The 19771-nt window shown below is 64.3% G+C and carries 17 protein-coding genes, 1 tRNA gene and 1 pseudogene; 4 read left to right on the top strand and 15 right to left on the bottom strand.

What is annotated here, in order from left to right:
* The first annotated feature begins 27 nt into the window (after positions 1-27).
* Positions 28-2268 carry a penicillin-binding protein 2 gene (gene mrdA / locus PI93_RS00945; RefSeq protein WP_039370307.1) on the top strand — a complete coding sequence of 747 codons (2241 nt, stop codon included), beginning with the start codon at positions 28-30 and terminating at the stop codon, positions 2266-2268.
* On the top strand, positions 2268-3416 hold the full coding sequence (gene rodA / locus PI93_RS00940) for a rod shape-determining protein RodA (RefSeq protein WP_039370655.1): 1149 nt from the start codon (positions 2268-2270) through the stop codon (positions 3414-3416). The genes mrdA and rodA overlap by 1 nt, the downstream gene beginning before the upstream one ends.
* An 82-nt stretch (positions 3417-3498) precedes the next feature.
* On the opposite strand, the gene PI93_RS00935 is transcribed toward rodA, so the two are convergent.
* From PI93_RS00935 to def, 15 genes and pseudogenes are all read right to left on the bottom strand, one after another.
* Positions 3499-4218 carry a tetratricopeptide repeat protein gene (locus PI93_RS00935; RefSeq protein WP_052240654.1) on the bottom strand — a complete coding sequence of 240 codons (720 nt, stop codon included), beginning with the start codon at positions 4216-4218 and terminating at the stop codon, positions 3499-3501.
* A gap of 177 nt (positions 4219-4395) precedes the next feature.
* Positions 4396-4818 carry a DsrE family protein gene (locus PI93_RS00930; RefSeq protein ID WP_039370306.1) on the bottom strand — a complete coding sequence of 141 codons (423 nt, stop codon included), beginning with the start codon at positions 4816-4818 and terminating at the stop codon, positions 4396-4398.
* Between the two features lie 97 nt (positions 4819-4915).
* Complete coding sequence (locus PI93_RS00925; protein WP_039370305.1) at positions 4916-5404, bottom strand: hypothetical protein; 489 nt, start codon at positions 5402-5404, stop codon at positions 4916-4918.
* Positions 5405-5619: 215 nt separating this feature from the next.
* Positions 5620-6063, bottom strand: a complete 444-nt coding sequence (gene queD, locus PI93_RS00920) for a 6-carboxytetrahydropterin synthase QueD (RefSeq protein ID WP_039370303.1) — start codon at positions 6061-6063, stop codon at positions 5620-5622.
* Positions 6064-6072: 9 nt separating this feature from the next.
* A complete protein-coding gene (gene queE / locus PI93_RS00915; protein ID WP_039370301.1) occupies positions 6073-6708 on the bottom strand; it encodes a 7-carboxy-7-deazaguanine synthase in 636 nt (211 codons plus the stop codon).
* A 22-nt stretch (positions 6709-6730) separates the two neighbouring features.
* Complete coding sequence (queC, locus tag PI93_RS00910; protein WP_039370298.1) at positions 6731-7468, bottom strand: 7-cyano-7-deazaguanine synthase QueC; 738 nt, start codon at positions 7466-7468, stop codon at positions 6731-6733.
* A gap of 218 nt (positions 7469-7686) precedes the next feature.
* Positions 7687-7762 (bottom strand) — tRNA-Phe (locus PI93_RS00905).
* A 106-nt stretch (positions 7763-7868) separates the two neighbouring features.
* On the bottom strand, positions 7869-8609 hold the full coding sequence (locus tag PI93_RS00900) for a response regulator (protein WP_039370293.1): 741 nt from the start codon (positions 8607-8609) through the stop codon (positions 7869-7871).
* Positions 8610-10898 carry a sensor histidine kinase gene (locus PI93_RS00895; protein ID WP_328803355.1) on the bottom strand — a complete coding sequence of 763 codons (2289 nt, stop codon included), beginning with the start codon at positions 10896-10898 and terminating at the stop codon, positions 8610-8612.
* Between the two features lie 277 nt (positions 10899-11175).
* Positions 11176-11769, bottom strand: a pseudogene (locus PI93_RS00890) (DUF4390 domain-containing protein); the annotation flags it as partial.
* Positions 11766-13079, bottom strand: a complete 1314-nt coding sequence (rsmB, locus tag PI93_RS00885) for a 16S rRNA (cytosine(967)-C(5))-methyltransferase RsmB (protein ID WP_039370287.1) — start codon at positions 13077-13079, stop codon at positions 11766-11768. The pseudogene PI93_RS00890 and the gene rsmB, both read right to left, overlap by 4 nt.
* A gap of 173 nt (positions 13080-13252) precedes the next feature.
* Positions 13253-14113 carry a zinc metalloprotease HtpX gene (gene htpX / locus PI93_RS00880; RefSeq protein WP_039370285.1) on the bottom strand — a complete coding sequence of 287 codons (861 nt, stop codon included), beginning with the start codon at positions 14111-14113 and terminating at the stop codon, positions 13253-13255.
* A gap of 211 nt (positions 14114-14324) precedes the next feature.
* Positions 14325-15308: a methionyl-tRNA formyltransferase gene (fmt, locus tag PI93_RS00875; RefSeq protein ID WP_039370282.1), complete on the bottom strand. Its 984-nt coding sequence runs from the start codon at positions 15306-15308 to the stop codon at positions 14325-14327.
* 30 nt (positions 15309-15338) lie between these two features.
* Positions 15339-17099, bottom strand: coding sequence for an ArnT family glycosyltransferase (locus PI93_RS00870; protein WP_052240652.1), 1761 nt, complete (start codon positions 17097-17099; stop codon positions 15339-15341).
* A 142-nt stretch (positions 17100-17241) separates the two neighbouring features.
* On the bottom strand, positions 17242-17745 hold the full coding sequence (gene def, locus PI93_RS00865) for a peptide deformylase (RefSeq protein WP_039370642.1): 504 nt from the start codon (positions 17743-17745) through the stop codon (positions 17242-17244).
* A 129-nt stretch (positions 17746-17874) separates the two neighbouring features.
* On the opposite strand from def, the gene dprA reads away from it, so the two are divergent.
* Complete coding sequence (dprA, locus tag PI93_RS00860; protein ID WP_236105691.1) at positions 17875-19284, top strand: DNA-processing protein DprA; 1410 nt, start codon at positions 17875-17877, stop codon at positions 19282-19284.
* A gap of 91 nt (positions 19285-19375) precedes the next feature.
* A complete protein-coding gene (locus PI93_RS00855; RefSeq protein WP_039370279.1) occupies positions 19376-19765 on the top strand; it encodes a thioredoxin family protein in 390 nt (129 codons plus the stop codon).
* Positions 19766-19771: the final 6 nt, after the last annotated feature.

Genomic DNA, 19771 nt, shown 5'->3' with positions numbered 1-19771 from the left:
CCACAGAGCCCCGCCCGCCCAGCCAGCATGACCGAGTTCAAGAATCCCCAGCAACAACTGCAGACGTTTCATCTGCGGGTGACGGCGGCTGCGCTTTTCGTGCTGATCTGCTTCAGCCTGCTTGCGGTACGTTTCGTCTACCTGCAAGTCTTCCGTCATAACCAGTACGCCCTGCAAGCCGACGAAAACCGCGTCTCGCTCGCCCCGATCGTGCCCAACCGGGGCGTGATCATGGATCGCAACGGCGTGGTGCTCGCGCGCAACTATTCCGCGTACACGCTGGAAATCACGCCGTCGAAGATCGGCCGTCCGCTTGAAGACGTCGTCACGGATCTGTCCGACGTGATTGAGATCACGCCACGCGATCGCGCCCGCTTCAAGAAGCTCATGGACGACAGCAAGAGCTTCGAAAGTCTACCGATCCGCACCCGCCTGACCGACGAAGAGGTCGCCCGTTTCACCGCGCAGCGCTTCCGCTTTCCCGGTGTGGACGTGCACGCTCGTCTGTTCCGTCAGTACCCGCTTGGCGAGACGGCCGCGCACGTGATCGGCTACATCGGCCGGATTTCGCAGCGCGATCGTCAGCGCATCGAGGCGATGAGCGACGAGAACGACAGCGATAGCGCCAAGTACGACATCCGTCGCGACGTGAATAACTACAAGGGCACGGACTATATCGGCAAGATCGGTGTCGAGCAGAGTTACGAGACGCAGCTCCACGGCATCACCGGTTTCGAGGAAATCGAAGTGACCGCCGGCGGCCGGCCCGTGCGCACGATCTCGCGCACGCCCGCCACGCCGGGCGACAACCTGGTGCTGTCCATCGACATCAAACTCCAGCAAGTGGCCGAGCAAGCCTTTGCCGGACGCCGTGGCGCTGTCGTCGCCATCGAACCGAAGACCGGCGACGTGCTCGCCTTCGTGTCGGCACCGAGCTTCGATCCGAACATGTTCGTCGAAGGGATCGATCAGCAGAACTGGGACGCCCTGAACAACTCGCCCGACCGCCCGCTGCTCAACCGTCCGTTGCGCGGCACCTATCCGATCGGCTCGACGTACAAGCCGTTCATGGCCCTCGCCGCACTTGAACTCGGCAAGCGCACGACCAACTGGGGCTTCCAGGACACAGGCTCGTTCACGCTGGGTAACCACACGTTCCGCAACGACGTTCGCAACGGTCAGGGCTGGATCGACATGTATCGCTCGATCGTGGTGTCGAACGACACGTATTACTACATGCTCGCGCACGACCTCGGCGTGAACGCCATTCACGACTTCATGGCGCCACTCGGCTTCGGTCAGTTGACGGGCATCGACATCGAAGGCGAGGCGCGCGGCATCCTGCCCTCGACCGAATGGAAGCGCAAGGCTTACAAGAAGCCCGCGCAGCAGAAGTGGTACGACGGCGAGACGATCAGTCTGGGCATCGGTCAGGGCTATAACTCGTTCACGATTCTGCAACTCGCGCATGCCACGGCCACGCTGGCCAACAACGGCGTGGTGATGAAGCCACACCTGGTCAAGGCCGTCGAAGACCCGGTCTCGCACTCGCGTGCGCTGACCGTGCCGAAGGAAAGCGCGCGGCTGCCGTACAAGCAGGCCGACGTGGACTTCGTCAAACGGGCGATGGTCGGCGTGATCAAGGAAGGGACGGGCCGTCAGGCGTTCGCCGGGGCACCCTACGACGCGGGCGGCAAGACCGGTACGGCACAGGTCTATTCGCTCGGCAAGAACGAGAAGTACAACCACAACGCGATTCCCGAGTTCAAGCGCGACCACGCGTTGTTCATCGCCTTCGCGCCCGCCGACGATCCGAAGATCGCCATCGCGCTGATCGTTGAAAACGCCGGTTGGGGCGGGGCGCAGGCCGGTCCGGTCGCGCGTCGACTGCTCGATTACTATCTCATCGACGAACCGAAGGAACGCGCGGCGGAAGCGGCGGCGTTGCAGGCGTCGGCTTCGGCGCCGGGCGCAGCCTCGGGTGCGCTGGCCGTGTCCGCTACACCGGACGCCCCGCCCGCCAGCGCCGCCGAACTCGGTGGCCGCGCGGCTGGCGCCCCCGCAAGCGTAGCGCGCGTGTCGCCGGCCCCGGCAACGGCGTCGGCACCGGCCGCTGGCAAGACCGCGACATCGGCACCGGTGCCGACAGCACCGGAAACGCCCAAGCCGGCCCCACAGCGTCAACCCGCCGTAAGCCCGACTGTCGCCGACGAAGCCCGCCATCGCGCCGCCATCCGTGCACAGGGCGCGCAAGGAGGAACGCCATGATGGCGCTCGACAAACATACGTGGAAAGAGCAGGTCAAGCGCCTGTTCGTCGGCTTCGACAAGCCGCTGGCGCTGATCGTCTTCCTGCTGCTTTGCGTGGGATTGGTTACGCTCTACAGCGCCAGTATCGACGTGCCCGGTCGGGTCGAAGACCAGATCCGCAACATCGTGCTCACCTTCATTCTGATGTGGGTGCTGGCAATGCTGCCGACACAGACGCTGATGAAGTTCGCGGTCCCGCTCTATACCGCCGGTGTTGCACTGCTCATTGCCGTGGCGATGTTCGGGCTGACGAAGAAAGGCGCGAAGCGCTGGCTGAATGTCGGCATGGTGATCCAGCCGTCCGAGATCATGAAGATCGCCATGCCGCTCATGCTGGCCTGGTACTTCCAGAAGCGTGAAGGCAACATCCGCTGGTTCGATTATCTGGCCGCTCTCGCCCTGCTCGGCGTGCCGGTGGGACTCATCGCGAAACAGCCCGACCTCGGTACCGGCCTGCTCGTGGCTGCGGCCGGTCTTTACGTGATCTATCTGGCCGGCCTGTCGTGGAAGCTCATTCTGCCGGTGCTCATCGCCGGCGTGCTCGGCATCGGGACGATCCTCGCGCTCGAAGACAAGATCTGCCAGCCGGACGTCGAGTGGCACATCCTGCACGACTACCAGAAGCACCGCGTGTGCACGCTGCTGGACCCGACAACAGACCCGCTCGGCAAGGGCTTCCATACGATTCAGTCCGTCATTGCGATTGGCTCGGGCGGCACGATGGGCAAGGGTTGGCTCAAGGGCACGCAGGCTCACCTCGAGTTCATCCCGGAAAAACATACCGACTTCATCTTCGCCGTCTTCGCGGAAGAATTCGGGCTGATCGGCGAAGGCGTGCTGCTGGTGCTGTATCTGCTGCTGGTCGCGCGCGGGCTGATGATCGCGGCATCCGGCGCAACGCTGTTCGGGCGGCTGCTCGCCGGTGCCGTGACGATGATCTTCTTCACCTATGCGTTCGTGAACATGGGAATGGTGAGCGGCATTCTGCCGGTGGTCGGCGTGCCACTGCCGTTCATGAGCTACGGCGGTACCGCGCTGGTGACGCTCGGCCTCGGGGTCGGCATTCTGATGAGTGTCGCGCGCGAGAAGCGGCTCATGCAGAGTTAGCGGTGCTCGGACAACGACACGACACAAAAGATGACGGCAGGGCGATCGCCCTGCCGTTTTTTGTTTCAGGTGTCGACTTCGTTCAACGGGCGGGGGCGGGTATCGGGGATGACGGCTGCATACGCTCGCGATTCATCGCCTCGAGCTTGCCCTGCGCCGCCACATCACCCTGCGCAGCGGCCTTCTCGTACCAGAGACGCGCCCGTTCGAGATCGGGTGTCACGACCCCGTAGCCGCGTTCGTAATAGCTCGCAACGATGTATTGCGACGGCAGATCGCCGCCACGAGCGGCTTTCTCGTACCAGCCGAACGCGGCCTTGTAATCCTTGGGTACACCGCGGCCGATGAAATATTCGTTGGCGATGGCCGCCTGCGCCTGCACGTGTCCTTGCTTGGCGGCCTTCTCGTACCAGAGGTTGGCCTGCGGAATCGATTTGCCGACAACGTAACCGTCGTCGAACATTTTTCCGTAGACGTATTGCGCCTGCGTCATGCCCGCGTTCGCGGCACGTTCCAGCCAATGCACGGCGCCGTCGGGATCTGGTGTGCCGCCTTCGCCGTTGAGCAGCATCATCGCGTAGTCGAACTGGGCCAGACGATTCCCCTGCTCGGCGGCCCGGCGAAACTCCTCAAGCGCTTGCGATTGCTGACCGGCTTCGTAGTGATGGACGGCCTGATCGGTCAGTGTCTGCGCAGGGGCCTGAGCGGCAGCCACCGCATAGGGAATCGGCTGGCACGCCACACTCACGAGCGTGGCGGTGACACCGGCAAGCAGCCGGCGCATGGCGAAGGACAGCGGCATGACAAATCTCCGGAGGCGGGCTTGCGCCTATTGTGCGCCAAATGAAAAAGACACGCCGGAGCACCGACGTCCTGCTCGCCTCAAGCAGGAAAGCGCTGTGATCACCGAGAGACGGCATAAAAAACCCCGGCGCTCGGCCGGGGTTCGGTACCGCAATACCGCAGATACAGCGCCAGCTTACGGCTTGATGTACGCGTAGCCCTTTTGCTGCAGGCGCGTAAGCTCGACCACGCCGGAGGGCGTGAAATCGGCGTCGAGGACAAACTGGTCCTTCTTCAGATTGCGCTGCTTGAGCGTGATCTCGCACACTTCGAACTTCACGCCGCGAGCATGCAACGCCGAAACCAGCGGCCCGACGGTCGCAGCATCCTTATAGCTCTCCATCAGGAAATCGACCCCTTGCGAATACGCGACGACCACGATGTCGGTGTCCGGCGCCGTGTCGAGCTGATTGCGCATGCTGCGCAGACCGGCGAGCGCTTGATGTTCGGCATCGTTGATGTGATACACGACCTTGTCGCGCGCGAACGCCGACGTGGCAGGCAGAGCAAAAGCCGTGAGCAGGATTGCGGCCAGCAAGCCGCGCAGCAGCGTCTTCATAGGTGGAGTCCCCTGTTGGATGATGTTGTGTGCCAGCCGCATCATAGCGCGTTGACACCCAGCAGGTGATCGTCGAAGCACACTGCGCGGCCCGCCCTCAGACTGTCGTATCCGGATAGCCTTGCCCCGACATCCACGCAAGACTCGGCGGGCTGTACGCGGGCGGCGAGGCCGGCCCGGAGCCGCCCGGGAAGGTGCGATGGGGCGTGTTGTCGACGACCGAATACGGCGGCGGCGAGCCCCATGGATGGGCTGGCGACGTGACCGAGTAGGGCGGCGGGGCATCCGCTGGACCGTCGGTCTGTGCCGGCATGTCGAACGTCCAGCGCTGCGTGCCTCGCGACGGATGGGGCGACAACGCGCGCTCAGGCGACCGTGCGCCGGCAAAATCGGCCCGGAAATCGTCATGGGCGAGCGGAGGTGCACTGGGCCGTGGCCGAGCGGACACGATCGCGACCGGCCGATTGGCCACACCGTCCAGCGACGCGAGATTTCCCTGTGAGTCCACGCGTCGCATGGAGATGAACCGCACCGCTGTCTGACTATCGAAGGCAACGACGTGGCTGCCTGCTGAAATTCTTGTCATGACTTGTCCTGTAATGAAAAAACCCGCCAGACTCGTGATCTGGCGGGTTCGGACTTTCGGTCATGTCATCACCGGCAGCCATCGACTTCGCGGGTGGAGTTTCGAATTCGTTGCACCGTAGGTGTCATCCCGGTCAATTCCGGTGGCATCGGCACAATTGCACAGGCGCCACGAACGAATGGCGTTCTGACGAATGTCACAACGCCAGCCACACCTTACGCCGTGACTTCCGACCAGCAATTCGGGGTCTCGTACAGACGCAAACGCACCAGACGCAAGTCGTGACCGTAATGCGTGTCGAAGACGCTGCTCAGCTTGTCGAAGGCCGCAGCGGCCAGATTCTCTACGGTCGGCACGCGATCGAAGACCACGGTCTTGTGATCGGGCATCGTCTCGAGGAAGTTACGCACGGCCGTGTCGCCTTCATAGACGAGGAACGCGTGATCCCATACCGACACGAGGTGTTCGTTGGCGAGCGCCTTCACGTCGGCAAAATCCATCACCATGCCGTTGTCGGACGCACCGCTCTCGCGGCTCACTTCGCCTGCGAGCGTGATCTCGAGCACGTAGCGATGCCCGTGCAGGTTGCGGCACTGGCTTCGGTGATCGGGAATGCGGTGGCCCGCATCGAATTCGAGTTTCCGGGTAATCGTAATCACGGCAACGGCTCAGGGAATATTCAGGTATTTGTGCGTCTGCATCGACAGCGACCAGCGCGGATGCGATTTGCAATAGTCGATCGCCAGCTTCGTGTTGGTGTCGCGTAACGGGCCATCCATCGGTTGCAGATAGAAGTGCTGGAAATCGAGCGCTTCGTAATCGGCCAGACGCTGACGATCCTGCGGCACCACCACCTTCAACTCGTCGCCACGCGTGACGACCATCTCCGCATCGGCCTTCGGGCTCACGCACACCCAGTCGATGCCCTCGGGGACGACTTGCGTGCCGTTGGTCTCGACGGCAATGCGAAAACCCTCAGCGTGCAACGCGTCGATGAGCGGCGAGTCGAGCTGAAGCAACGGCTCACCGCCGGTGCACACCACGAACCGGTGGGCACGGTCGCCCTCCGGCCATAACGCCACGATCTGCGCGACGAGATCGGCCGGCGTGCGGTACTTGCCGCCATTTTCGCCGTCGGTGCCGACAAAGTCGGTGTCGCAGAACTGGCAGACGGCCTCAGCACGGTCCTCTTCGCGGCCGGTCCACAGGTTGCACCCCGCAAACCGGCAGAACACCGCCGGGCGGCCGGCGTTCGCGCCCTCGCCCTGCAATGTGTAGAAGATTTCCTTGACTGCGTACGTCATGATTCTCTCGATAGTCGAAGGATCAGGCCGCGCCGCGATCCTGATCGTTACTGCGCGCGCGCCACTGCTCGTAGCCGCGCTGGCGCAACTGGCACGCCGGACATTCGCCGCAACCGTAGCCCCACGGATGCAGCACACTGCGCTCGCCCAGGTAGCACGTGTGCGTGTCTTCGCGCACGGTCTCGACGAGCAACTCGCCGCCCAGATCCTGCGCCATCTGCCACGTGTCGGCCTTGTCGATCCACATGAGCGGCGTCTCGACGATAAAGCGCTGATCCATGCCCAGATTGAGCGCGACCTGAAGCGCCTTCATGGTGTCGTCGCGGCAGTCGGGATAGCCCGAAAAATCGGTCTCGCACATCCCGCCGACCAGCACGCGCAAACCGCGCCGATACGCAATGGTCGCACCAATCGTCAGAAACAGCAGATTCCGGCCCGGCACGAAGGTGTTCGGCAGGTTGTTCGCCGCCATCGCAATCGTGGTCTCGCGTGTGAGCGACGTCTCGCTGATCTGACCCAGGATCGACAGGTCGATCATGTGGTCGTCGCCCAGGCGCGGTGCCCACTGCGGGAAACGCTCGCGCAGCTTGGCCAACACGTCGGTGCGGCATTCCAGCTCCACGCTGTGACGCTGGCCGTAATCGAAACCCAGCGTTTCGACGCGCGCATAGCGCGACAGTGCCCACGCGAGGCAGGTGGTCGAATCCTGTCCACCGGAGAACAGAACCAGAGCGGAATCGGTGCTTGTCGTCATGATCATGCGCTAGCAGTATCGCCTTTGCCGTCAGAGCATCGCGACGACGAGGGCCGGGGCACGCGCTTGCGGCCACCTCTTTGGCGACCCACGTGCGGGATATGTCACGCGATTTTGAACCGCGGCGGCCCGCGTCGCTATCGCCGGGACGTTATACCCATCATCGGGCAGCGTTTTCGTTCAAACGCAAAAAGGGCTTGCGATGTGCGCAAGCCCTTCGAATTTGGTGGCCTGGGTCGGAATCGAACCAACGACACGCGGATTTTCAATCCGCTGCTCTACCAACTGAGCTACCGGGCCAAGAGAAAAGCGATTATAGAGACTGCAGACGCTTTATGCAAGCCCCATGGCGAAAAAATCTGCAGGAAAGCGGCATGGCAGCGCACCGACGCGCGCCGCACCGCCATCAAGTCTTGCTCTTGGAGAGTTCCACGCCCAGTTGCTTGAGCTTACGGTACAAGTGCGTGCGCTCCAGTCCGGTTTTCTCGGCCACGCGCGTCATGCTGCCGTGCTCCTTGGCCAGATGATAAGCAAAGTACGCACGCTCGAAAGCGTCGCGTGCCTCGCGCAGCGGTACGTCGAACGAGATATCCGCAGACATGCCCGTGCCGGACACGCCCGCGACACCCTCGGCGTCGTGTGCGCCAAGCGGCGCGTGATGCGTGGCTGCGCCGTTCAGGCCCGTGCCCGCATGACGAGCCTCGCTCTCGCCGAAGACGCCCGTGTCGAGCGCGTCGTCGTCGGCATCGAACGCGCTCGCCGCGCCACCCGAGGGATCGCGTTTGCCGCGTGCGAGGCCCTGCTCCACCGCCTGCAACAGTTTCTGCAGGGCAATAGGCTTTTCGAGGAAATTGAGCGCCCCGATCTTCGTCGCCTCGACGGCGGTGTCGATCGTCGCGTGGCCCGACATCATGATCACAGGCATGGTCAGCAACTGTTGTGCTGCCCACTCCTTGAGCAAGGTCACGCCGTCGGTATCGGGCATCCAGATATCGAGCAGCACGAGGTCAGGCGTGTGCGTGGCGCGGAACGCACGCGCTTCCTGCGCGTTCTCCGCCACCTCCACGACATGCCCTTCGTCGCTCAGAATCTCCGAGAGCAGCTCCCGGATCCCCATTTCGTCGTCCACCACCAAAATGGTTGCCATTTACGCTACCTTCGTGTGTTCTGCCGGCTTGGTGCGCGGCAGGTCCTGGTCGTCAGCCAATTGAGTAAACAAGATCGAAATCTGTGCACCTGCACTCCCTTCGCCCTCGGGCAATGACCGGTTGCGAATGTCGATGCGTGCCTGATGCTCGTCGATAATCTTCTTGACCATCGCAAGCCCCAGTCCGGTGCCCTTCGACTTGGTCGTCACGTAAGGCTCGAATGCGCGGGTCAGAATGCGGGCCGGGAAACCTGGCCCATTGTCCGAAATCGTCAGACGCACCGCCGTGCGCTTCGGTTCACCGGGATGCCCATCCGATCCTGCGTATTCTACTGTCTTCGTTTCCACCGTGATAAGAGGGTTTTCGGTTCCGCCCACGGCATCTTGAGCATTCTGCAGCAGATTATGAATAACCTGACGCAATTGCGTCGAGTCGCCCCGTATCTCCGGCAGTTCTGCATCGAGATACGGACGAATCGCGCCGCGCCCTTCATCCACACCGTATAACGTCAACACCTCACCGATCAACTCATTGAGCTGCAAGGGGTGCATGATCGCCGGCGGCAAGCGCGCGTAATCGCGGAAATCGTCGACCATGCGCTTCATCGCCGCCACCTGGTTGACGATAGTTGTCGCGCCCCGGCGCAGCACTTCGGCATCGGCCGGCGGCAGCTTGTCCGACAATTTCATCTGCAATCGCTCGGCCGACAATTGAATCGGCGTAAGCGGGTTCTTGATTTCATGCGCCAGACGCCGCGCCACCTCGGCCCACGCGACCGAGCGCTGCGCGGAAATCACGTCGCTGATATCGTCGAACACGACCACATACCCTCCTCCCGCCCGGGTCGGCACGCCGGCCACCGCGAGCATCGGTTCAGGCAGATGTGAGCCGCGCACGAGCAGCGTGACGGCATCGGTCTCGCCCGGCAGCGTCAGGCCGATCTGCTGCTGCCAGTGCCCGCCCGGCCCGAGATCGGCGTTCGCATCGCGATCGGCAAAGGCACGGCGCAACGTCTCGCCGAACTCCACCAGCGCCGGAATATGCGCCGGCGAACGGTTCAATTCGCCCTGAAAACTCTGCTTGAAGATGCGTTCTGCACCGGCGTTGGCCGTCGTCAGGCGGAAGTCGCGGTCGAAGACGAACACCCCGGCCGTCAGATTCGACAGAATACTCTCCAGGTGAGCCTTCGAGCTTTCAAGCGCGAGACGGTTGCGCTCGACCGTCGCGCGCGCATCCGACAATTGGCGCGTCATCGCGTTGAAGGCTTGCGTGAGGAAGCCAAGTTCGTCGTTGGTGCGCACTTCCCCCTTCGGCGACAAATCGCCTGCCGCAACTTCCTGCGTGCCGCGTGCGAGCAGGAAAAGCGGCCGCGCCAGCTGATTGCCGAGCGCCAGCGCGAGCATCATCGCTACGAACGTCGCGAGGAACAGCGAGAGCGTCAGCGTGCCGATATACATCTTGCGCAAGCCGGTGCGGCCCAGCGCCTTTTCCTGATATTCGCGATAGGCGTTCTGCACCGCCTCGGCGTTCTGCGCAAGGTTCGCCGGCACCAGTTGCATGACCTGCAGGAAACGCTCTTCGTCCTGCAATGACGACGAGTAACTCGACGGGATACGGATCACCACCCGCCATCGAAGCTGGTCGCTCTGATGCTTGTCGTAACCCTCGCTGCCGCCCTCGATGGCCGTGTAGCCGCGCGATTGCGTGCGCGCCTGACGCAACATGAGCGCCGTAGGCAGATCGGGCACGAGCGCGTTGAAGTTGCCCGACGCCGACGCCAGCACGCGCCCGTTGCCGTCGACGATCGTGGCGTCCTGCAAGCCGAACTGGTCGCGCATGCGCAGCAGCGTCAGGGTGCCGCCCTTGTCGCCGCTCGCCGTCAGATTGTCGGCCACGAGCTGTGCCTTCGCGCTCAGATCCGACAAGCCGTTATTCAGAATGGCGCGACCGAGTTCGAGGCCCGAATCGAGCGCCGTTTCCACGCGCACGTCGAACCACGATTCGATACTACGCGAGACGAACTGCAACGACACCAGATAGATGATGCCGCCCGGCAGCACACCGACCAGCGCGAAGAAGATCGCGAGCTTGGCCAGCAAGCGCGTACCGAAGCGTCGTTGGCGCAGACGCACCAGAATGATCCAGACCAGCGCGCCGACGATGAAGATGAAGATGATCGCCACCGCAATGTTCGCGGTGTAGAGCAGCGAGTAGTAGCGATCGAAGAATTCGGTATTGGCCGACGCGAGCGCGAGCAGACAGAACAGCCCGATGGCGACCAGCGCCATCGTCACGATCAACGTGCGAATGACGATGTGCTTGAGCAGGCCGCCGCCGTTATTTGACACGGGTCGCTCCGGGCGGCGACGCCGCGCTGAAGGCTAGCGGCAGATTCCCCGTCAGACGGGCCAAGGGGTTCGACGTGCCGAAGGCCGCCGTGGCCACCAACCCTGTCATGCCAACGCTCGCAGACGCGCTGGCCGGTGCCGCCACCGACGCTGCGGCACCCGACGACGCGCCCGGCGCGATCGTCGACGTCGACACACTGGCGGCGGCCGGGGGCGGGGCCGGCGAGAACATGAAGCGCGCCCAGTCCGAGCTGAGATTCCAGTCGCGATTGTTCACGGCATCGATCTGGAACGGCTTGGGCATGAGCGCATTGTCGAGACGCATGCGCACCGACGCCTGATACTGAGTGCCCGGCTTGGTCACGCCCTTGTCAATGACACGCCAGCCACTCACATTGCGCACGAGGGCAAGCGCGTCGCGCAACGAGGTGAAGCCGAGTTGCAGACCGCCGCTATTGCTGTTGCCGTTGTTGCTCGAGACGCGATATTGACGCGTGAGCGGCTGGAACCAGAGGCGCACGCTTTGCGACGTCGTCACGACTTTTTCGTCGAACCAGTACCAGCGCGAACGCGTCAGTTCGAAGTCGGTCGTGAAGTAAAGAGAGACGCCGCGATTGACCGCGTCTTCAAGACTGCTGTTGAGTTCGAAAGCGAAGCGAGCGTCGAGCGACCAGCCGCCCTCGGACGGCTCAAGTCGCGCTTCGCGAACCTGAATTTCGTTTTCGGCACGCGCAGGCGCGGCGAAGCCGAGCGCAAAAACGCACAGCAGCAGCGGCAGCAAACTGGCCAGGAGCCGTTGGGAGAAAGTCACCGTTTCTGGAAGCGAGCGTAGTAGAAGCCGTCATGGGCGCCGCCAGGGGTCATTAGCAATTGCCCGGGAGCGTCCAATCGTACCGCATCTGTGCGAAGACGTTCAAACCATTGCGCTTGCGCTTCATTCTCCGCCGGGAAGACGGAGCACGTTGCATAGATCAATTCGCCGCCCACGGCCAGGGTGTCCCAGAGGGCGAGCAGAATGCGCTGCTGCTCCGCCACCAGCGCCGCGATATCGGCCTCGCGGCGCAGCCAGCGAATGTCCGGATGACGCCGCACGATGCCCGCCGCCGAGCACGGCACGTCTGCCAGAATGCGCTCGAACGGCACGCCGTCCCAGCCGCCGCCAGACCACTTCGACGGCGCACCCGCGTCGCCGATGCGCACGTCCGCGCTCAATCCCAGGCGTTCGAGGTTTTCGTAGATGCGCGGCACTCGCGTGCGATCCGACTCCAACGCGACGACCTGCACGTCCGCCATTTCCAGCAAGTGACCGGTCTTGCCGCCGGGCGCCGCACAGGCGTCCAGCACACGCATGCCCGGACGCGGATTCTCACCCAGCACGAGCGGCGCGGCCAGTTGCGCACCGGCATCCTGCACCGACACCCATCCGTCGGCAAAGCCCGGCAGACGATCCACCGGCACCGCCTGCGCCAGACGCAACGCCACCGGGCCGATGACTTCGGACGCCATGCCCTCCTGCGTCAGACGTTCCTGCATGGCGGCGACGCTCGTGCGTCGCGTGTTGACCCGCAGCGTCATCGGGCCACGGCTGTCGCCTGCCGCCAGCAGCGTCTCCCATTGATCCGGATAGGCGCGACGCACCGTGTCGATCCACCACACGGGGTAGTTCCAACGCGCTTCGGGTTGCGTCGCGATCTCGGCCAGCAGGCTGTCGCGCTCGCGCAGATAGCGGCGCAGCACGGCATTGGCCAGGCCTTTCGCCGCCACGGTGCGGCGCTGCGCGGCAATCGCCTCGACGGCCTGATCGACGACGGTAAATTCGGTGTACGCAGCATCGGCGGGGTCGTCTTGCAACAACGCCAGGGCGCACAGCAGGATGTCGCGCACGCGAGCTTGCAGCGCCGGCTTGACCAGCAAGGCGAGCAACGCGCGGCTGCTGCCAAGGCGGCGCACAGCGCGATAGGCCAGATCCTGAGCGGCGGCGCGCGCCGCCGGCGCGCTCTGAGCGGCGGCTTGCGCCAGCGCTTGCGGCAACGCGGTGCCCTTCTGAACGGATTCGAGGGCCTGCGCAGCGCGTTGCAGCGCATAGGCCAGGGATTCGGTGGGCAGACTCGGTTGCGGCATGGGCTTTCTAAAACGAACATGCCCGCGCGACGGCGGGCATGGGAGGCTATCGGACGGCTGTCGAGCGACAGGATAGCAGACTGGCGAACCGCGCCCGAGGGCAGCGCTCGCGCCAGCGAGCAGGGTCGTTGCTGGCGAGGTCAGTCCTCACTTACTGCCTGTCGCACGCCCGTTCAGGCCGGATACTGCCCGGTGCGCGCCATCTCCATCAGACGGGCAATGCGCTCTTCGGTCGCCGGGTGCGTCGAGAACAGGTTGGCGATCGCGCCGCCGGACAGCGGGTTCATGATCATCATCTGCGCCGTGGCGGGATGCTGCTCGGCCGCCTCGAACGGAATGCCCTGGGCGTAGCGGTGGATCTTGTCGAGCGCCGCGGCAAGCGCCTGCGGATCGCCGGAAATTTCCGCACCGCCCCGGTCTGCCTCGAATTCGCGCGCGCGCGAAATCGCCATTTGAATCAGTGACGCGGCCAGCGGCGCGAGAATCGCCACGGCAATGCTGGCGATCGGATTCGCGGGGCGGCCGTTCTCATCGCGTCCGCCGAAGAACATGGCGAAGTTGGCAAGCGCCGAAATGGCACCGGCCATGGTCGCGGAGATGGTCGAGATGAGAATGTCGCGATGCTTCACGTGCGCCAGCTCATGCGCCATCACGCCACGCAGTTCGCGATCGGAAAGCACGCGCAGAATGCCGGTCGTGGCGGCCACGGCAGCGTTCTCCGGATTGCGACCGGTTGCAAACGCGTTGGGGGCGTCTTCGTTGATCAGGTAGACCTTCGGCATCGGCAGGCCAGCCCGCTGCGACAGCTCGCGCACCATGTTGTAGAACTGCGGTGCACTCGTCTCGTCGACCTGCTGCGCGTTGTACATACGCAGCACCATCTTGTCCGAGAACCAGTACGAAAAGAAATTCATCGCGAGCGCGAACGCCAGCGCGAGCATCATGCCCTGCTTGCCGCCGATCATGCCGCCCACCACCATGAACAACGCGGTGATGGCCGCCATCAGCAGGGTGGTCTTCATCCAATTGAACATGGTTGTTCTCCTCTGCAAATCTTGATGACCCGAGGAGCCACGCACTTTGCGTGTCCTCGGGCGTTAGATGGTGCCGGACGTCGAAAATTCAACGTCTGCGGCTCCAGCTTAGATACTTTTCAGACGTTTGCCTGAGTTTCCTGCCAATTCACCGACGTTTTGCGACTTTTTCGTGCTGTTTTGATGGCAAAAACGTGGAAACCGGAAGCCGTCAATTCGTCTGCGAATCGACGTTCGCGAACACGTCACCTGGTGCCAGCGCAAATCCCGCGAGGAATTCGCGGACCGGCAGACGTTTGCCGCCCGGCTTCTGGCATTCGGTCACACGCAACGCCCCTTCCCCGCAAGCGATGACGATGGCGTCAGTACTTACTTCCAGGACGGTGCCGGGCACTGCCCCCGGCTTGCCAGCCACGGCGCTCGCGCGCCACAGTTTGACGGGCGTGTCGTGCACCGTGCCGAGCGCCCCCGGGAACGGGTCGAACGCACGCACCTGACGCGCCAGCACCTCGGCAGGTTTGCGCCAGTCGAGCACGGCTTCCTGCTTCGCGATCTTCTCCGCGTAGGTCACGCCCGCCTCGGGCTGGGCGACGCTCGGCAGATGCCCGTCGCGCGCGAGTTGACGCAACGCGTCGACGATCAGCTTGCCGCCCAGCGCCGCCATGCGATCGTGAAGCACGGCGGTCGTATCGTCCGGGCCGATGGGCTCGGCCTCACGCAGAATCATCGCACCCGTATCGAGGCCCGCGTCCATCTGCATGATGGTGATGCCGGTCTCGGCGTCGCCCGACTCGATGGCGCGATGAATCGGCGCGGCGCCACGCCAGCGCGGCAGCAGCGAGCCATGAATGTTCAGGCATCCGTAACGCGGCAGATCGAGCACTTCCTGCGGGAGGATCAGGCCGTAGGCGGCCACGACCATGACGTCGGGCGCCAGCGCGCGCAGTTGCTCGATGGCCGCCGCGGCCTCTTCCGGGTACTTGCCGTTACGGCGCAGCGACGGGGGCTGCGACACCGGCATGCCGTGCGCCAGCGCGTAGCGTTTGACCGGGCTGGCTTGCAGCTTCATGCCTCGCCCCGCCGGACGGTCCGGTTGAGTGAGCACCAACTCGACAGCGAACCCGGCGGCATCGATGGCGGCAAGCGCAGTTTGAGCGAATTCCGGCGTACCGGCGAAAACGATGCGAAGCGTCATGACAAACTTCCTCCTGCTGAACGCTGTGACTTACTTGACGGCGCCGGTCGCAGCGGTAGCTGCGGCGCCGGAAGCCGTTGGTGCGACGAAAGCGCGGAAACGCTCGTTGGTGTCGCCCGCGCGGCCGCCCTGCCAGATCTCGTGCCAGCCGTCCGGCGCAGGAATGCGCGCGTTGGCCTTGTCGAGCAACAGCAGCACGCCGCAACGCGACGCCTGCGCCAAATCCGGGAGCTGCACCGGACGCACATCGATGAAATAGTCGAGCATCGCCCGCTCCGACTCACCGACGTTGAACGACCCGATACAGGTGTTCGTTGCCGTGGTGCCCGCGGGGGAAACGGGCCCGACGCGCGCGAGCGATTCGCGCAGCGCGGCGAACGGCGTGCGATAGCTGCGCGCCTCGTTGATCCACGGCAGCAGCAACGTCGAGAGCGTTCCCCAGACGAACATCAATCCGGCGAATCCGAACACCAGCGCGCCCAACTGACGGCGATGCACGATGGCCGTGACCCACAGCACGGCGATGGCAAGCGCCGCGAGCACGAGGCCGGGTGAGAACGGCAGCACGTAGTCGAGCGGCAGCCACTTGCCGATCGGCCCGGCCGCGACGTGCCCGTTACCGGTCAGTTGCAGTCCCCAGCGAACCCACAAGAACAGACCCAGCACGCTCATGAGCACGAATGCCACGCCCGACCACGTCCTCTCGAGCCACGCGGGCAGTCGCACGCCCGCACCGAGCACGGCGAGCGCCGGGAAGAGCGACAACATATAGATATCGCGAATGGCCGACGAGACCACGAGCGTCAACACGAACAAGCCCGAGTAGAGCCAGAGCATGGCCAGTTCCGGACGCTCGTTCAGGAAGCTGCGCACCCCACCCTGCCGCAGTTGCGCAACCAATGCACCGACGGCGAGCCAGCCGGCGGGAAACGTGAGCCCGATCAGGCTCGTGAGGTCGTTCCAGTACGATTTGCGCTCACCGCCGAGGTGGACGAAACCAAAGAACCGGCCGAAGTTGTTATCCCAGAACCATTCGATGAAAAGCGGCTCGGAGGCATGCCAGAACAACACCGGCCAGATAACGACCCAAGGCAGCGCCGCCAGCACAGCCCACGCGAGTGCGGCAGCGTAGCGACGCGTGCGGTAAGCGGGCAGAACGAGCACGGCCAGCGCGGTCAGCCCCAGCACGCCAGGGACGAGCAGGCCTTTGCTCAGGAAGGCGATTCCCGCACCGGTGCCGAACAGCAGTCCCCACAGGCGCGTCGAATTCTCGGTTCTGGCCAAACGCGCCAGCGAGGCTAATGCGAGCGCAGCGCCCGCCAGTTGCGGCACGTCTGCGGTGAGCTTGTGAATGTTCTCGATGGCCCCGAAGCTGCCCACCATCAGCATGGGCGCGAGCCAATGGAAAGTGTCCGTGTTATGCGTGTGGGCCGGACCGTAAAGCCGCTGCGCCAGACGACCGACGCAAAGCACGGCAATCACGAGCCAGGCGAATACCGCGAGTTGCGCGCCGTCGAAGACCGGCAGCACACCGGATGCGAGTCTGGCGAAGAACGCGCCCGTCCAATACATGACAGGCGGCTTCTCCACGAACGGATCGGCGGCCACGCGGGGCACGACCAGATCGTGGCCACGGAAGAAATTCAGGACCATACCGACGGAGTACGGCTCGTCGGCTTTCCAGGGGTCACGGTCGAACAAGCCGGCCAGCAGGAAGGCAAACAGGAGCGCGGCGCTCAGCCAGTAAATCGTGCGGGTGCGGGAAGACGACGAGGCGATGGCGATGGACATCTCGGCAAACAGTCGGGAGTTGGCCCGACGGCAGACGTTCGAGACGCCCCGTCGCAGCGGCGGAAGGCGGACTCAGGGTCCGCGAGCGCTGCAAGTATAGAGGACTTTAACGGGCGCGCCCACGCCGGGCACGCCGCACGGGTCAGGCGCGCTCGACCTGCTTCTTCATCTTTTGCTTGATGCGGTTGCGCTTGAGCGGCGAGAGATACTCGACGAACACGCGGCCCTTCAGGTGATCCATTTCGTGCTGAATGCACACGGCGAGCAGGCCGTCGGCATCGAGTTCGAACTTCTCGCCCTTCTCGTTCAGGGCACGCACGCGCACGCGGTCGGCCCGCTCGACTTCGTCGTAGATGCCGGGCACCGAGAGGCAGCCCTCTTCGTAGACTTTCTGTTCGTCGCTGCGCCAGACGATCTCGGGATTGATGAACACGCGCAGTTCGTCGCGCGTTTCCGAGAGATCCATCACGATGACCTGCTCGTGTACGTCGATCTGGGTGGCCGCGAGGCCGATGCCGGGGGCGTCGTACATGGTCTCGGCCATGTCCTTGACGAGTTGGCGGATCCGGTCGTCGACCTGAGCGACCGGCTTGGCCACCTTGTGCAGACGCGGATCGGGATATTGAAGAATTGTCAGTAATGCCATGATGAAAACGGGAATTCGCCGCATTGCCCTGGGGGTGGCTGCGAACGCACAATCTTGCGATGGAGACGGCGTCGCGAGGCTCGCGCCGCCGTCGATGCCAACCTTGGCCCCCCGGTCAATGCTTACCGGATGATGAAAAATTTTAGCATAGCGCCCCTGTCGGCGCTGGCGGCTGGCGCGACGCCGCCCGCCCGAGACGCCTGCGCCAACGCCCTTCCCGGCGTCACCCCAGACGTCGCCGCCCCCCACTTCAGTGCCGACGAGAACCTCACGCCCGACAAGGATCGGATCGGTGCCGATCGCTCGGAAATCAAGGACTGGCTGCGGCTGTGCCACACCCCTGGCGTGCCGCCGGCCGCAGTACGCCGCCTGCTGACGGTCTTCGGGCCGCCGGGCGCAATCTTCCTCGCAACGCGCAGCGATCTGGCCCGCGTACTGCCCGACGATCTCGTCGCCCGGCTGCTGGCCCCCCTATGCACCGATCTGGCCACACAAATCGACCGCACCCTCGACTGGGCCAGCCGGCCGGGGTGTGCCGTCGTAACGCTCTCTGAAGCCGCCTATCCACGCGCTCTGCTGACGCTTGGCGATGCACCGCCCATGCTTTATTGCCGGGGCGACATCGGTTTGCCGAACCGCGCGGGCGACAGGACGGCGGCTCTGGTTGGCAGTCGTCGCGCCACGCCCCAAGGTCGCGACAACGCGCGGCACTTCGCCCAGGAGCTGGGTCAGGCAGGTGTCACCGTCGTGTCCGGACTGGCCGCCGGCATCGACGCCGCCGCGCACGAAGGTGCGCTGGAGACCGCAGGACGTACCTGTGCCATCGTCGGGACGGGCGCCGACATCGTGTATCCGGCGCGCCACCATGGGCTCGCTGAGCGTATTGCCGAGCGCGGGCTGTTGCTGTCCGCCTTCCCGATCGGCACACCGCCCCGGCCAGACCACTTCCCCCGGCGCAACCGTTTGATTGCGGCGCTAGCGCGATGCACGGTGGTCGTGGAAGCCGCCACGCACTCGGGTTCGCTCATCACGGCGCGTCTGGCGGGCGAACTGGGCCGGGACGTACTCGCCATTCCCGGCTCGATCCATGCGCCGCAAAGCCGAGGCTGCCACACACTGATACGGGATGGCGCAACGCTCGCCACGTCGCCCGACGACGTCTTCGAGGCGCTGGGGATCGCCCCCCCTGCCGCGACGGTCGACACAATACGGTCTGCCGAAACACGCTCGCGACACGTCGATAAACAAAAACCGACGTCGCGAAGCCCGCGTTCAATCGACCAGAACCGCAACGGGAACGCTCAGCGCGCACCGGCGGTCCATGCCACCACGACCCCGCCCATTGGCATGCCGCCGGGCATGGCAGCAGTCGTGGAGGCGCTGGGTTATGATCCCGTCAGCGCAGACACCCTCTGTGGGCGTACCGGCATGGGAGTCCCCGAAGTGCTTGCTCACCTGAGCGCGCTCGAACTCGATGGCCGGATCGCCCGCCTGCCCGGCGGCCGGTTTGTCCGACTGACGACCTTGGACATCCGCTAACGAGCCGGCGGCGAGTTCTGCGCCGGCAAGCCCCCGGGCACCGCAGAAAAGCGCACTCCCCCAATACCGAGATACCGATACTCCCGACACCATGCCTGTTTTCGATCCCGTCGCCGACCGTTCTGCGCTGGCCGCCGCGCTGGCCGATGGCAACACGCGTCTCGTGGCCTGTTTGTGCGCCGCGTGGTGCGGTACGTGCCGCGAATACGCGCAGACGTTCGAGCAACTGGCGGCCAGCCATCCGGCATTGTGTTTCGTCTGGGTGGACATCGAGACCCACGCCGACTGGCTGGACGATCACGACATCGAAAATTTCCCGACCTTGCTGGTTCAGGATGCGCCGCAGCCGGCCGGGCAGGCACGTTTCTTCGGTCCGGTGCTGCCTGCCATCGGCATTCTTGAGCGTATGCTCGACGCCGACGTGTTGGGCGACGCCACCGTCATCGCCCCCGCACTGCGCGAGCACCTCCTTGCCCGATAACGTCTG

The organism is Pandoraea fibrosis, assembly GCF_000807775.2.
Taxonomy (GTDB): domain Bacteria; phylum Pseudomonadota; class Gammaproteobacteria; order Burkholderiales; family Burkholderiaceae; genus Pandoraea; species Pandoraea fibrosis.
The sequence above is the reverse complement of the archived record's forward strand: the minus strand, read 5'-3'. Positions and strand labels throughout refer to the sequence as shown.